This window comes from Pedobacter rhizosphaerae (assembly GCF_900111155.1).
Classification (GTDB): Bacteria; Bacteroidota; Bacteroidia; order Sphingobacteriales; family Sphingobacteriaceae; genus Pedobacter; species Pedobacter rhizosphaerae.
Window position 1 is genome coordinate 231,522 of sequence record NZ_FOGG01000006.1, and the last position, 13,579, is coordinate 245,100.

Annotated in this window: 15 protein-coding genes; 4 read left to right on the forward strand and 11 right to left on the reverse strand. The window is 37.1% G+C overall.

The window, feature by feature from the left end; genetic code table 11:
- Nucleotides 1–24: 24 nt before the first annotated feature.
- Nucleotides 25–948 carry a Ppx/GppA phosphatase family protein gene (locus tag BMX11_RS07140; protein ID WP_090882889.1) on the forward strand — a complete coding sequence of 308 codons (924 nt, stop codon included), beginning with the start codon at nt 25–27 and terminating at the stop codon, nt 946–948.
- 1 nt (nt 949) lies between these two features.
- On the opposite strand, the gene BMX11_RS07145 is transcribed toward BMX11_RS07140, so the two are convergent.
- The 10 genes from BMX11_RS07145 to BMX11_RS07190 form a co-directional block, all read right to left on the reverse strand.
- The gene (locus BMX11_RS07145) at nt 950–1,624 is read right to left on the reverse strand and encodes a peptidase associated/transthyretin-like domain-containing protein (protein ID WP_139180139.1); all 675 of its coding nucleotides are present in this window, start codon (nt 1,622–1,624) and stop codon (nt 950–952) included.
- A 52-nt stretch (nt 1,625–1,676) separates the two neighbouring features.
- Nucleotides 1,677–2,240: a Maf family protein gene (locus tag BMX11_RS07150; RefSeq protein WP_090882893.1), complete on the reverse strand. Its 564-nt coding sequence runs from the start codon at nt 2,238–2,240 to the stop codon at nt 1,677–1,679.
- Between the two features lie 70 nt (nt 2,241–2,310).
- Nucleotides 2,311–2,715, reverse strand: coding sequence for a hypothetical protein (locus BMX11_RS07155; protein ID WP_090882895.1), 405 nt, complete (start codon nt 2,713–2,715; stop codon nt 2,311–2,313).
- 95 nt (nt 2,716–2,810) lie between these two features.
- Nucleotides 2,811–3,641: a universal stress protein gene (locus BMX11_RS07160; RefSeq protein ID WP_090882897.1), complete on the reverse strand. Its 831-nt coding sequence runs from the start codon at nt 3,639–3,641 to the stop codon at nt 2,811–2,813.
- A gap of 179 nt (nt 3,642–3,820) precedes the next feature.
- Nucleotides 3,821–4,348 (reverse strand): KdsC family phosphatase, encoded by a 528-nt coding sequence (locus BMX11_RS07165; protein ID WP_090882899.1) that lies wholly within the window; start codon nt 4,346–4,348, stop codon nt 3,821–3,823.
- Between the two features lie 48 nt (nt 4,349–4,396).
- Nucleotides 4,397–4,639 carry a Fe-S cluster assembly protein IscX gene (gene iscX, locus BMX11_RS07170; RefSeq protein WP_090882901.1) on the reverse strand — a complete coding sequence of 81 codons (243 nt, stop codon included), beginning with the start codon at nt 4,637–4,639 and terminating at the stop codon, nt 4,397–4,399.
- A gap of 103 nt (nt 4,640–4,742) precedes the next feature.
- Nucleotides 4,743–5,075: a 2Fe-2S iron-sulfur cluster-binding protein gene (locus BMX11_RS07175; RefSeq protein WP_090882903.1), complete on the reverse strand. Its 333-nt coding sequence runs from the start codon at nt 5,073–5,075 to the stop codon at nt 4,743–4,745.
- 40 nt (nt 5,076–5,115) lie between these two features.
- Complete coding sequence (locus BMX11_RS07180) at nt 5,116–5,877, reverse strand: Rossmann-like and DUF2520 domain-containing protein (RefSeq protein ID WP_090882905.1); 762 nt, start codon at nt 5,875–5,877, stop codon at nt 5,116–5,118.
- 1 nt (nt 5,878) lies between these two features.
- A complete protein-coding gene (gene ccsA, locus BMX11_RS07185) occupies nt 5,879–8,347 on the reverse strand; it encodes a cytochrome c biogenesis protein CcsA (protein WP_090882907.1) in 2,469 nt (822 codons plus the stop codon).
- A 5-nt stretch (nt 8,348–8,352) separates the two neighbouring features.
- Nucleotides 8,353–8,790, reverse strand: coding sequence for a cytochrome c maturation protein CcmE domain-containing protein (locus BMX11_RS07190; protein ID WP_090882909.1), 438 nt, complete (start codon nt 8,788–8,790; stop codon nt 8,353–8,355).
- A gap of 262 nt (nt 8,791–9,052) precedes the next feature.
- On the opposite strand from BMX11_RS07190, the gene BMX11_RS07195 reads away from it, so the two are divergent.
- The 3 genes from BMX11_RS07195 (at nt 9,053) to BMX11_RS07205 (ending at nt 13,216) form a co-directional block, all read left to right on the forward strand.
- Nucleotides 9,053–9,733 (forward strand): hypothetical protein, encoded by a 681-nt coding sequence (locus BMX11_RS07195; RefSeq protein ID WP_090882911.1) that lies wholly within the window; start codon nt 9,053–9,055, stop codon nt 9,731–9,733.
- A 64-nt stretch (nt 9,734–9,797) separates the two neighbouring features.
- Nucleotides 9,798–11,831, forward strand: a complete 2,034-nt coding sequence (locus tag BMX11_RS07200) for a hypothetical protein (RefSeq protein ID WP_090882913.1) — start codon at nt 9,798–9,800, stop codon at nt 11,829–11,831.
- 2 nt (nt 11,832–11,833) lie between these two features.
- A complete protein-coding gene (locus tag BMX11_RS07205) occupies nt 11,834–13,216 on the forward strand; it encodes a hypothetical protein (protein WP_090882915.1) in 1,383 nt (460 codons plus the stop codon).
- A gap of 195 nt (nt 13,217–13,411) precedes the next feature.
- Here BMX11_RS07205 and BMX11_RS07210 read toward each other — a convergent pair.
- A partial coding sequence (locus BMX11_RS07210) for a transposase (RefSeq protein ID WP_139180140.1) occupies nt 13,412–13,579 on the reverse strand: 168 nt, incomplete at its 5' end.

Sequence of the window (13,579 nt, forward strand, 5' to 3'; positions counted from 1 at the left end):
TTAGCAAGGCTAAACATTAAACTTATGCGTTTCGCAGCTATAGATCTCGGCACCAATACCTTTCATTTACTTATCGCTGAAGTAAAAAATTCGAGCTTTGAAATCCTTTATAAAACCAATGTACCAGTAAAGCTGGGAGAAGGTAGAATCAATGAAAATATCATTATACCCGCTGCTTTTGAACGAGGTTTAAATACGTTAAAAAGCTTTGATGAAATCATTCAAAAATATGATGTTGACCAAGTTAGGGCAACTGCAACATCAGCCGTAAGAAGCGCTGAAAATGGGCAGGATTTTGTAAGTAAAGTAAAGGAGCATGCCAATATCACTATCGAAGCCATTTCTGGTGATGAAGAAGCCGAGTTAATTTATCAGGGTGTAAAACTAAGTGGTGCCATTCAGGAACGTGCTTTAATTATGGATATTGGTGGTGGCAGCGTAGAATTTATACTCTGTGATCAACAAAGTTTGATTTGGAAAAAAAGTTACAACATTGGTGCTGCCCGCCTTATGCAGCAATTCTTTCATTCAAATCCTATTTCCGATGAAGATAAAGGAGGCATAGTCCATCACATCCAAAACCAGCTAACCGATTTGTTCGAAATCTGCGAAATTCATCAACCCCAGGTTTTAATCGGCTCTGCAGGTGCTTTTGAAACCTTCGCAGAACTTATCACCCAGAAGAAAAATCAAACTACCGACATTAAAAATGTAAAAACTTTCAATTTCGAATTTGACGATTACATCGCTACGGCTATTGAGTTGATCAATGCTACCCATGACCAAAGGGCCGCAATGAAAGGCATGATTCCATTGCGGGTAGATATGATTGTAATTGCAGCCTTGATTACTAACTATGTGATGGGGAGAATTCAACTGAACAAACTGGTGTTATCCACATACGATTTAAAAATGGGTTTATTAAGTCAGTTCATTAACAAACAGTGAATTATCTACCTTTAACAGGTGCCACTATCTTTCCCAAAATAAATGTTTCTTGTGGAACAACCTTAACAGGTAACTGTAGCTCCTTCTCGTAATTAATGGATAATGAACCAGAAAACTGGATACTTTCTACTTTCAGTAAGGTATTTTTATAATCGAACCGGTCCGGTATCTTAAATTCATATCGCCCCTTCTCATCTGTTGTCATTACAATAGATGTATTTAAGATGGAAAGCCTTATTCCCGCTATAGGTTTGTTGTTTGCATTTAAAACATATCCAACTATTTTTTTAACCTTGGTGTGCTTTTCATTAGGCTTTTCGGCTGTGCTATCACGAAATTCGATTGGGGCTTTTGCTACATCGGCCTTTGCCTCATGCATTATTAAACTTGCCCCTATAGCCAATACGCCTAAATACTTCATCCAATTTCGATTGGTAGCAGGAACAACTGATAAATGATAATTCAATTGATTAAGCTGAGACAGACTCAAACGACCGCAAACTGAGCCCTGAGCGTTAGAAAGTGTTTTAATGATCTCTGCATTAGAATATCCAGTAAAATCGATTACACACTTACTACATGCTGTACAGAAGTTATATCCATCTAACTTTTTCATCTCATCCCAGTCTTGCTGGCATGGATTAGGTATCGTAATTTGTTTAATTTTAGGTTTCATCTCCATTAATTTTTAAAGATGATGAACCACTTAAAAGGATTCCATAAACTTTTTAAACAAATTTCAAAAGCTCAGCATAAAGCTTTTCTGTTGGCAACCCCATTACATTCGTATACGAACCTTCTATGCGCTGAACCACAACAATGCCCCACCAATCTTGCACGCCATAGCTACCAGCCTTATCAAACGGGTGATAGTTATCAATATAAAAATCTATTTCTTCGGTTGTAACTTCCTTGCAATACACAGCAGTACGATCATAAAAGGAATACATTTGTTCTCCTTTTACCAGGGTAACACCCGTAAAAACTTCATGTTTGCTTCCCGATAGCTTACCCAGCATCTCTTGAGCATGAGCTCGATCTCTTGGTTTTCCTAAAATTTCTCCATTCAAAGCAACAATGGTATCGGCAGTAATTACGATAGCTCCTTCTGCCTGAAATGCCTTAGCTTTTTGTTCTGAAATATAAACAGCAATTTCTGCCGGGCTTAGGCCATCTGGATAGCTTTCATCTACATCTTTTAGTTCTACCTTAAAGTTTAATCCCATTAAGTTTAACAGTTCCTGTCTGCGAGGAGATTTCGAGGCGAGTATAATTGGTGTATTCGATAACATGATAGAAATTTTGGGCTAAAATAACAAAAGCGGCTTAGATGGCCGCTTTGTTATTTATATTTTGAGGGTATTAGTTATTTCCACCACCCTGACCGCCTTGTGCACGCTTCTGCATTTCAGCACGTTGCTCCTTTTGCCAGGCTTCATAAGTTTTTTTCTGATCTTCTGTTAATAAAGCAGTAACTTTTGCATCATTATCTGCACGCATTTTTTGCATTTTCTCTCTCATTGCATCCCTATCGCCATTTTGCATTTCATCACGCATCTTTTTCATGCTTTCTGCCTGCTCAGTAAAAACAGCGGTTAATTTGGTTTTTTGATCATCAGATAGCTTTAATTTTTCATCCAACTGCTTCACTCTGTCTTCAGGTTTCATCATCATTCTACCCTGTCCACGTCCGCCACCTTGTTGTTGCGCATTAGCAAAGCCAGCAATACCTAGTATTAATCCGCAAATCATCATTAATTTTTTCATGTTTTTGTTGTTTAAAATTTAGACTCATTTGAGCTTAAAAAAAATCAATAGTTTAAATCTGCACGTGTAACTTCGCTGTTGCAAAAAGTAAAGAACTAGTCTTTAAGCAATAACACAGGTATATGTGATTTAATGGTAAGCTTTTGAGAAACACTTTGATGCAAGAGATTTTCGAAGAAACTATATTTCTTTGGTAGCGCTATTATTAACTGTGCTTCTTCAGCCTTTGCAAACTTTACAATTCCTTTAATTGTATCAGGGTGTTCTGCATAATGGTATGTGGGACTAAAATCTTTCAGCATGTCGTACAAGAAATGCTCTTCATCAGCATCAACCTGATTCCCAGAATTGATATTTAATACCAGAAGCTCGATTGCATGTTTACTCAAGATATTTTTTAAGGCTTGCATTGGAATTACCTCCTGTACTTTTTTGAAATCGCAGGCCAGTATAGCCTTACGGATAGATTGATAATCTGCTTTGGGTGGCACGACAAGAACTGGTACCGGGCTTGCTTTCGAAACCTTAATGGCATTGGAGCCTATATCACTTTCCTCTTTAGCCTTTTTCCCGTTACTTCCTATGATAATCAAATCCACTGGTTCTACATTTACCCGATCAATAATAGACCTTAAAATTGTTTCCCGCGTTAATGAAATCTCAATATCTGCATTGGGATTTATCTCGAGTAATTTCCCTTTAAGCTTCTCTAAAGCGTCTTTCCTTCTCGTTATCTCATCAGCAATATGCTCATCAGTAGTAACAATTAAATCTGGTGTTGGTAAAATGCTCTCATACTCAGAAACGTAGTAAGCATTTAACAGAATTAATTTGGCATCATTCATCGCCCAACTTAATCGGGCAGCATATTTAGCCGCATGATCGGCCGTTTTCGAGAAGTCTACAGGTATAAGGTATGTGCTCATATCATTAAAATTAACGTTTTTTACAATATTAATTTAATCAATCGATTGATTAAATTAATATTGTAAATTTCGTACATAATATGATGTATCGCAAATTTTTAATGTCGGAAATTTATAATCTTATTGGAGATCTATAGCCTGGGGAAATTCTTCTCTGCGGCATCATTAGCTACAGAACTTTACTTGCCTGAATCTACGGCTTGAGGATTATCATCGTTCCAGCGGCCTTGCACCTTCATTACTTTCTCAATGATGTCGCGTACCGCTGTCTTTCCACCGTTATAGGGTGATATAAACGTTGAAATGGCTTTAATTTCCTCTACAGCATCTGCCGGACAGGTAGGAAGTCCCACCAGCTTCATTACTTTTAAATCGGGAATATCGTCTCCCATGTACAGCACTTCATCGGCTGTAATATTTCTATCTGTGAGGTATTTTTGGAATAGGGCTACTTTATCGCCAGCGGCTAGAAAAACATCTGTAATGCCTAAATTACTAAAGCGCTTCGCCATAGCAATGCCATCTCCTCCTGAAATGATACAGAGGTTATACCCTTTTTTAACTGCCAGCTGCATCGCATAGCCATCTTTGATATTGAAGGTACGAAGAGATTGCCCACTATCAGTTACCTGAACAGAACCATCCGTAAGCACACCATCAACATCAAAGATGAAAGTGGTAATATCTTTTAGCTTTTGCAGAAACATCTTTATTGATCGAGACTATCAGACTTGAAACTCAAGACTTAGGACTAATTACTGATTGTCTCTCCATTCGTAAACCCAGGCAGACTGGATTTGCTCTAAATGGCCTTCGCTACTTTCTTCTCTCGTACCCTTAAAATTTGGAAGCGTTAAAACCCATTCCAATAAATCTGTAAAACGAACACGGTATATCTTTGTTTCAGAAAAATCATCACCAAATTTTTCATATAAAGACATGGCGATATCTTCATAATCGTTCCAGTAAAATGGTAATGCGAACTTTTCGTTATTCATGTTTTGTTAATTGTTATTTCGTTATTTTTATTGCTTTTCAGACACATGTCTTCATGCGCCAATACAGAGACTCCAGACTCCAAACTAATGACTCCAGACTCAATTAGTGTCCCATAAATCCAGACTGATCCGGAATGGTTACTTCAATATCTCCATTGATTACTACACATTGGCAGCCCAAACGGGAAGTAATTTTTGGTTGAACTGCTCTATCGATAAAGTCTTCTTCCTTATCAGAAATCTCTTGAATATTATCCATTCCCTTGGTTACGTATACATGGCAAGTACTGCAGCCGCATACGCCACCACAGTTATGTTGTAACTCGATACCATTATCCAGGCAAACATCTAAAACAGATTCGCCAGCGGCAATAGGTAATTCTACAGGCTCGTGATCTGCCTCTTCAAAGTTTATTTTAAGTTTAAAAATGCTCATAATTATTTTGCAAAAGTAATAAGCAAAAGCGGCAATTACGCTATTTATGTGTTATTTTAATGCTATTGCTTAAGGTTTGATAAATTTCCTGCAATTCAGGCAGGTTAGATAGCATCGTTAAATGCTTATCCATGGTGCGCTCGTCGCCTCTAATCGCTGGCCCAGTCTGCACATTATCAGGCAGATTGACCATTACCTTATCTGCAGTTTCTGCAATCAAAGGTCTCACTATATCAAAATCTAAATTGTGTTGTTGTAAAATCTGATTTGCTAAAGCATACAAATGATTTGGAAAATTACAAGCAAAAACTGCTGCTAAATGCAGAACCTTTCTCTTTTCTCCATCCAACTCATAAACCTTACTGCTTAATTTATCAGCGAGCTGCTGCAGTAAAATCAGGTCTTGTTCTTCAGCTTCCAAACAAAGCGGAATATGTTTAAAAGAAACATTTCTACCTTTAGAAAACGTTTGTAAAGGATAAAACACCCCTGCCCGCTTTACTTGCCCCGATAAGATACTTATATCGGTTGTACCCGAGGTATGCACTACAAGGCCACTCACACCATTTAATCCCTTGGCCACGTCCCCTATTGCATCATCTTTAACAGAAATGATATACAGATCGGCCTGTTGTTCTACCTGGGAAAGGTTGTTTATTGCTACAGCCTCAACTAAACGAGCTAAAGCTTCTGCATTTACTAAGTTGGGGCTGTAAACCTGCACAATTTCCTCGCCTATCGCTTTAAGCGCCAAGGCTAACTGTGTGGCAACATTACCAGAACCTAATAATACGATCCGCATCTTATGCTATTTTAGCTTCTTTTCTTCTTCTAAAAATCGACAATAAGAAACCGATTACCATCACTATTGTTCCGGCCCAATACAGATTAATGAAAGGAAATTCAATGGCTTTAAAAACAACCCAGTCCTTCGCTTGCTGTGGTTTCTCAAAAATCTGCAGTTCTACTTTCTTCTCTTCAGGAAGTACTTTAGAAAAACGGAACTTCAGATCTAATTCATCCACTTTACGGGCGAAATCAAATGTATTATTACCCTTAATCAAAAAGATTGGCTCTGTATTGTACACTTTACCTGCAGCATTAATTTCTAAAGGTAAACCAACGGCAAAATCGCCCTGGGTAAGTACTAAATCCTTTGCAGCCGGCTTCCGGTTCAAATCTTTAACTGTTACAATGCCACTAGAGGTATGAATAGTATCGCCTACGGCCACTTTAACAATTCTTGGTGCTTTATAATTTTCATCATCTGAGTGACCTTCATGATCCTCGTGAGATTCTTTTTTAATAGCCGCACTCGTAATGTGGGTATACACATCATAAGTTAGATAGTGCTTGGTATCAGGTGATGCGATTAAGCCCATCTTTTCATTATCCTGAACATGAGGATGAAGATCAAAATCTTCTTTTACCTTGCCGGTTTTCTCATCAACAACTTTAAAGTTTAAGGTGTAGAAAGTATTTGGTGCTACAGCTGTATCGGCTACATAAGTTACGGTGTACTTGCCCATTTTCTTTGGCTCATTCTTGTACAGCATAATATTTTCACCAGGTTTCTCTGTTTTCTCGAAATCCTTAACCGGGATAAAGTTATTGGCATTGATAGATAATGGCTTGTTTGTAGCGGCAGAAATTAATGCACCCAAAATTAAAAATGCAAATCCAATGTGTGCTACAGCTGCTCCTGCCAATTTTGCTTTTCCACCAAAAGCCTGATACAAAATGCTGGCATTAGATAATACCGCGAACATACAGCTGAAGGTGATCAGGATATACATCGTATTGGTGTAAATCTCTGCTACATAAACCAAACCTGCAGTGAGCACCATAGAAAAAATTACGGCAGAAACTAAACTGCTATAGAATTTTCTCGGATCGGTTCTTTTATATTTTAGATATTGTGAGAAACCAGAAATCAATGTAATTAATACTGCGAAAGGTGCCTGCCACTGGTTATAATATTTAACAGCATCAATTGGAGGGGTAAACTTGGTTCCAAAAGCTTTGTTAAACACGGGAACAGAAGTAGAGAAGATCACCTGGATACAAGCAATGGTTACCACTAAAGCCCCAATAAACATCCAGAATTCACGCGAGTAAGTTTCTTCATCTTTCGTGGTAATCGGCAGGTCTTTCCATCTCTTTACAATTAGGAAGATAGCTAAAACTGCAAATACTACGTTGTAGAGAATAAGATGCCCAAACATGCCCATATCGGTAAATGAGTGTACCGAAGTATCGCCCAGAATTCCACTTCTGGTTAAGAATGATGCATATAATACCAATAAAAAGCTAAGAAAAACCAGGGCTATAGCGGTGAAGTATGCATGGCCAGTGTTTTTGTAGGCAATCATCACGTGAACAGCTCCGATTAAGGTTAACCATGGAATTAGTGATGCATTTTCTACCGGATCCCAGGCCCAGAAACCACCAAAGTTTAAAGCTTCATAGGCCCAGAAAGAGCCCATAATAATACCTGTTCCTAAGATCATTACGGCAAAAAGGGCCCATGGCATTGCCGGCTTAATCCATTCTTTATATTTCTTTTGCCAAAGACCCGCAATTCCATAAGCAAAAGGAACCACCATACTGGCAAAACCTAAAAACAAGGTTGGTGGGTGAATAACCATCCAATAATTTTGAAGCAATGGATTTAAACCTCTACCATCGGTAATAAATTTCAGGTATTGACTAAAGTTTTCTGGGTTTGCAAAAACAACCGGAGCCATGGCCTTTAAATCTACCGCATCGCGAAGCAGGATAAAAGGTGAACTGCCAATGCGTTCGCCAAAAATCTCTACCCCTAACATCATGGATGTTAAAAACACTTGAGAAAATGCGACAACGGTCATTACCGGTCTTTCCCAATCTTTTGCCTTCCAGATTAATAGGGTACCCAAAACAGATTGCCAAAAGGCCCAAAGCCAAAAACTTCCTTCCTGTCCTTCCCAGAAGGCAGAAATGATATAGTAAACAGGAAGTTCTTTTGAAGAGTGGAAATAAACGTAATTATATTCGTTGTAATGACCTAAAACCAAATAAAATAAAATAGCACCAATACCGATAATACTACCCCAGTTTACTAAGAATCCAATTCTACCCAGATTGCGCCAAGATTTATCTTCTATATTTTTTTCTCGACTGGCGTAAAAATACGCGATGGTTGAAAGTAACGAAGCACTAAACGCCAGCACAATAAAAAACTGCCCTATTTTACCAGGTAGCAGGTTTTCGCCTACAAATTGAATATCCATTAAAATTAGTTATATTGTTGAACCTTGCCGTCTTTACCTGTCGATTCTACCTTACCGTCTTTATTTACTTCAACAAGGTTATCATTATATTTAGATGGGCATTTCATTAAAATTTTAGACGCGTAAAACTTATCATTCTCCATTTTACCGATAAGTACTAATTTTTCAGATTTCTCGAAATCCTGTGGTTTGGATCCACTGTAGATAACCTCTTTAACCAATCCTTTTTCATCCTTCATATGGAAGCCGAAATGGTTAGGATCTTTAACTGCATCATAATACATGCCTTTAGATTTTTCCCAATATCCCATTACATGCTCTTCCTTATCGGAACTGGCGGCTTGGGTAAAATTAGAATAGGTATCTGTATTTGCGTTTAAGCTAAATAAAATTCCCACTGAAATAGCTATGGTGATTAATCCAATTATAGCACTTTTCTTCATAATGTACAGTATTGTAAAAGCTGGCAACAAAGATAAAAAAATAGGCTTAGGGAACCTTCTTTTACATTTTTCTTGTCTTTATATTGACAATTAGCTGATAGTTTGGTGATAAAAATTTTATTTGAACTGAGTTATCCATAACGATTCTTATTAAAAAGGCCTTAGTCTGCGATTGGGTTTAATTTTATAACCAATATTGCTTATGTTTGAGCCCAGGTAACCATTCCCAATCCCTATTCTCCAATCCTAAATTAAAACTCATATGAAGCTCAAGGAATTCTACCGACTTTTACTTTTTATCATACTTGTTCCAGCGCTAAGTTCTTGCTTTCAGGTAATAGAAGAACTTACCCTGCATAACGATGGTACTGGTGAAGTGATCTTAACCATTAACCTAAGCCAAAGCAAAACCAAAGTACAATCTGTTATGCTCCTGGATAGTATAAATGGGTACAAAGTGCCAAGTAAGCAGAAAATCCAACAAGAACTAAACGAGGCAGTTGCCTATCTCAGAAAATCTGAAGGTATTTCCAACGTAAAAAGCACCAGTGATTTCAATAACTACATTGCAACAATCAGCTTCTCCTTTAAAGATGTTTCCAACATCAACAACATCACTAAAAACATTTTAGCTCAACAAAAAATTAAAGCGCCAAATACCTCATCTTACAATTTTAACAAAACAACAAAGCTCTTCAGCAGGAAATATCAGCCTGTAGGAACAGCAAAAACAGAATATAACAAGCTTAAAAGTAAAGATAAGGCTGTTTTCAATGGCGCAACCTACACCAGTATATATCGTTTTGAGTCTCCTGTAACAAACTCCAGCAATCCAGCGTCAAACGTCTCAAAATCTGGGAAGGCTGTTATGCTAAAAAGCAGTATTCTGGATCTAATCAACGGAAAAATTAACGTTTCAAATCAAATACAATTATCTAAATAATCAGGATTGGAACAGTGCATTAACTTTCCCTGTTATCAATCTCTAAGTTTTAATCATCTACTGAATGAAAAAAATTCTAATTGCCATCTCGTTTTTTCTAACTTTTAAGGGCGCTATTGCCCAAGACCTCGTTAAGAAAATTCCATCTAACGCTTTTACTGTTGCCACGATTAAAGGCGACAATCTCTTTAAACTGATGTTTGTTAAAGATTTTGATGAGTCTTTTTTGGGTAAAAAGTTTTTAACCGGAGCTTCAAAATCTTTGGATAAAAACTTTAACAGTATTGAAGATTTCGGTATCAATCTCGATAAAAGCATGTACTATTTTAATCAGCTAAATGATAGTATTACTTATCATCATTTTCTAATTCCGATAAAAGACGCGAATAAATTTGATGAGTTGATTAAAAGCAAGGAAACACGTTTTACTAAAAAAGGAGACGTGAGAACTTACATTTTACCAGACAGCTCTGGTATTTTGATGTGGAACAATACCATGTTATGCGGCGTTAACGGCAGCATTAAAAGTTCTTTTTTCGCTGATTCAGCAAAATCTGCCAAATATGGCATAAAGGATATCAGGTATCAAAATAATTATGATGAGGCAGCGGTAGCGGTTGATAGCACGGCTGTGGCCACGTACCCAGATACAACTTATAGTGAGGATGTAACCTATCCGGTGGCTCCTCCAAAAGTAAAAAAGAAAATTGCCCCTAAAAAAGGTAAAAAGAAAGTGGCTGCAAAGCCGAAAGCAGCTGCTAAAAAAACAGTCAAAAAGAAAAAACAATATACCCCTCCTCCAATAGCTGATGTTGAAGCAGTTGACGCAGTTGACGTGGTAGATATGCCTACAACTACCGATGCTGCTGTTGAAGCCGTTGCAGCACCAGCAGATGATGCTTATGATGAATATCAGCAAGCAAGAGCAGAACAAGAAGGCAAAAAGAAAAAACTGGCCCTCGAATGGATTTTAATCCATGCAGATCAGATTTTGAGTACTGAATACCCTTCAATAGAAAAGAATAAATCTTACACAGAAAGCCTGGACAATGCTGCTATTGCTTCTTTATGGGTTTCGAGTTTACAAGATGTTTATGGTTCTGTGGCACCAGAATTTGGTACGTACGGAAAAGCCAATATCATGAAGGGTTATGGTAGCCTGAATGCAAAACTATTTATGGATAAAAGCAGTTTCCGCATTTCTACAGGATTGGAACTCGCAAAAGAACAAGCTGAAGCATATAAAAAAATCATGAATAAGAAGATTAATAAAAACTTCTTAAAATATGTAAATAGCGAAAAAGCAATTGGTTTTATGGGCTATTCTATTGATACCAAAGCTTATTTAGAAGAGTTTCCAAAATTTATGAAACAAGCTTACGGTTCTTTCTTAGGCAGCAACATGGAGCAGGAAATTGAGATCGGTTCTGATTTATTTTCACTGATCCTTGATGAAGAAGCGGTGAGTAAAGTTGTTAAGGGTGATGCCTTATTTGTAATTAATGGACTGAATTCAAAAGAAGTAACTTACACCAGCTACGATTATGATGAGGATTACAACCGCAAGGAAGTAACTAAAACCAAAAAAGAAACTTTACCAGACTTCTTATTCATGTTTTCTTCAGAGGACACCCGATTATTTAACAAGTTGATCAACTATGGGATCAATAAGAAATTAGTAAGTGTTGACCAAAATATTTATAAGATTGCAGCTAAACAGAGTCCGATCGATATTTATCTCATGATTAAAGATGGTATCGTGTTCTTTGGAAATTCTTTAACGGAGATACAGAGCATCAGCAACAACAGCTACCGTACCAATATCAGTAAAGCCCACAAAAACTTATTGGCCAAAAACAACTTCAGCTTCTTATTTAATGCTAAAAACCTGGTAGGTAAAGTACCTGATGAGGAAATTGGCGGTAAAGAAACTGCGGCTAAGTTTAACGAAACTTTGGGTAAGATGGGAAACATCTACATGAAATCTAACCCCATTAAAGGCAATATCGTTTCTGCTGATATCAGTGCCGAAATTCCTAACGGACACGAGAATGCATTGAAATATCTATTTTCATTAATAGAAAATGCGGCTAAATAAGCATGAAAAAAGTTTTAATCATACTGCTGGCAATTATTACATTGCTGGCAGTTGCTTACTTTGGCTTTTTTAAATACAGACAAATTCAGGCAAATAACTTCCTGATCCCTTCCAACGCCGAAAGTGTGGTAAAAATAAATGTGGATGAGTTGTATAAAACCATTGCCATAAGTTATTTAAAACACCCCAAGCAGTACGCCGGTAGTGAAAAAAAAGACCTTAAAAAAAGGATTGAAGACCTCCATATGGGATTGGAAATTCCAGCCAATTTCTATTTGTATAGCTTGAAGGGAAATCAGGGTAACTATTTCACTAAGCTTAAAATTAACGACAACATTGCGTTTAGTCGTTTTATAACCAGGTATTTTAAGCAAATAAAGAAGGACAGCAAAACGAAAAATACCTTTGCCCAACTGCCTGATTCAACACTAAGCATTGTATTTTCTAGTACAGAAGTAGCTATTGGTTACCATCCTGCTAAAAGTAATCTGAGGTCGGTTCTAACCGCTATTTTGGCAAATCAAAACGCTATAAAATTTAAGGATAGTCAATTTGGAGCACTTAGTTCCCTACCCGATCACATTGCTTTTAAATGTCAGGAAAGCCTTGCTACTTTTAATTTTTACGATGGCAAACTTAAATTTAACAGCGAGTTTACCAGCGATCAAATATTGCCTTTCGAAAAGCCACAACATCGAAAACTAAATCCCAACAGTTCGCTATCGATGTGGCTTAATGCCGATTTCAAGATAGACAAAAGATCGGCGGTTTCATCTGCAAAGCAAAGATTTTTAAGCTTTTACAAAGGGTACATGGATATTGAATGGCTTAAAACCACCAACAAGAAAGATACTGTAGTTTCTTTTGAGTTTAACGATGATTTTGAACGCATAGAAAAAAAACAGGTTATAGACCGGAAAATTCCGCAGCTATATATCAATATGGATGCAGATGCCCGGGCTGTTACTAAATATCTGGTTGATTCTAATCTGGTCGATTTATCAACTGGTAGAATAAGTGCCGCGGCAATACCTTTATATCAAATCTATTTCAATAGCAACGGCGATCAAGTTCAGTTTAATACGGTTAACAAAGCTGCATTCAACATTAAAAAAGTACCAGCTGAGGATTTCTTTCACCTCCATATAGATTTTGAGAAATTATTAAAGGATGCTTCCTTACCCATCCTCACAGATAAATTACTGGCCCTGAAAAAGCTTGAATCTAAAGGGAGAAAAATTGGCACTAATCAAATTAAATTTGAAACTGTTGTAGAATTTCAAAATGTAGAAGCCAATAGCTTAATCCAGTTGATTAAGATGTATCAAAAATTAAAGTCTACACCTATCCAGATAAATTTTGGCAGCCTCATTCCTAAGCATTAACGTTTTTATATTTGGAAATACACTGAAAAATAGGATCAGGTTAATAAAACAACCTTAAAATAAAAAAGAGGCTGTCTCAAAATAAATGAGGCAGCTTTTTTGTATTTAAATAAATCCTATGTGTTATTTCTTTGTTGCTGGCTAGAAATGTTTATTTATCCAGCATTTTGTTAAAAAGAGCAAAAGCAAGTCTTTTTAGGCTGCTTTTTTTCTAACATTTTGTGCAATTGCCAATAATCCCCATTCTATTGCCACTTTTTCTTTCCCCCGAAGCATGAAGCGGCGGAACCCGTGGTTCTGTTTAATATTCCCGAACACTGGTTCAACATCATGACACCTTTGCTTTCTTTTTTCAACTCCCTT

What these genes read in the sequence shown, in the direction of transcription:
- BMX11_RS07200 (WP_090882913.1), top strand. Translation starts at nt 9,798, where the DNA reads ATGAAAAAAATTCTAATTGCCATCTCGTTTTTTCTAACTTTTAAGGGC.
- BMX11_RS07165 (WP_090882899.1), bottom strand. Translation starts at nt 4,348, where the DNA reads ATGTTTCTGCAAAAGCTAAAAGATATTACCACTTTCATCTTTGATGTT.
- BMX11_RS07190 (WP_090882909.1), bottom strand. Translation starts at nt 8,790, where the DNA reads ATGAAGAAAAGTGCTATAATTGGATTAATCACCATAGCTATTTCAGTG.
- ccsA (WP_090882907.1), bottom strand. Translation starts at nt 8,347, where the DNA reads ATGGATATTCAATTTGTAGGCGAAAACCTGCTACCTGGTAAAATAGGG.
- BMX11_RS07175 (WP_090882903.1), bottom strand. Translation starts at nt 5,075, where the DNA reads ATGAGCATTTTTAAACTTAAAATAAACTTTGAAGAGGCAGATCACGAG.
- BMX11_RS07145 (WP_139180139.1), bottom strand. Translation starts at nt 1,624, where the DNA reads ATGAAACCTAAAATTAAACAAATTACGATACCTAATCCATGCCAGCAA.
- BMX11_RS07140 (WP_090882889.1), top strand. Translation starts at nt 25, where the DNA reads ATGCGTTTCGCAGCTATAGATCTCGGCACCAATACCTTTCATTTACTT.
- BMX11_RS07195 (WP_090882911.1), top strand. Translation starts at nt 9,053, where the DNA reads ATGAAGCTCAAGGAATTCTACCGACTTTTACTTTTTATCATACTTGTT.
- BMX11_RS07180 (WP_090882905.1), bottom strand. Translation starts at nt 5,877, where the DNA reads ATGCGGATCGTATTATTAGGTTCTGGTAATGTTGCCACACAGTTAGCC.
- BMX11_RS07155 (WP_090882895.1), bottom strand. Translation starts at nt 2,715, where the DNA reads ATGAAAAAATTAATGATGATTTGCGGATTAATACTAGGTATTGCTGGC.
- BMX11_RS07205 (WP_090882915.1), top strand. Translation starts at nt 11,834, where the DNA reads ATGAAAAAAGTTTTAATCATACTGCTGGCAATTATTACATTGCTGGCA.
- iscX (WP_090882901.1), bottom strand. Translation starts at nt 4,639, where the DNA reads ATGAATAACGAAAAGTTCGCATTACCATTTTACTGGAACGATTATGAA.
- BMX11_RS07160 (WP_090882897.1), bottom strand. Translation starts at nt 3,641, where the DNA reads ATGAGCACATACCTTATACCTGTAGACTTCTCGAAAACGGCCGATCAT.
- BMX11_RS07150 (WP_090882893.1), bottom strand. Translation starts at nt 2,240, where the DNA reads ATGTTATCGAATACACCAATTATACTCGCCTCGAAATCTCCTCGCAGA.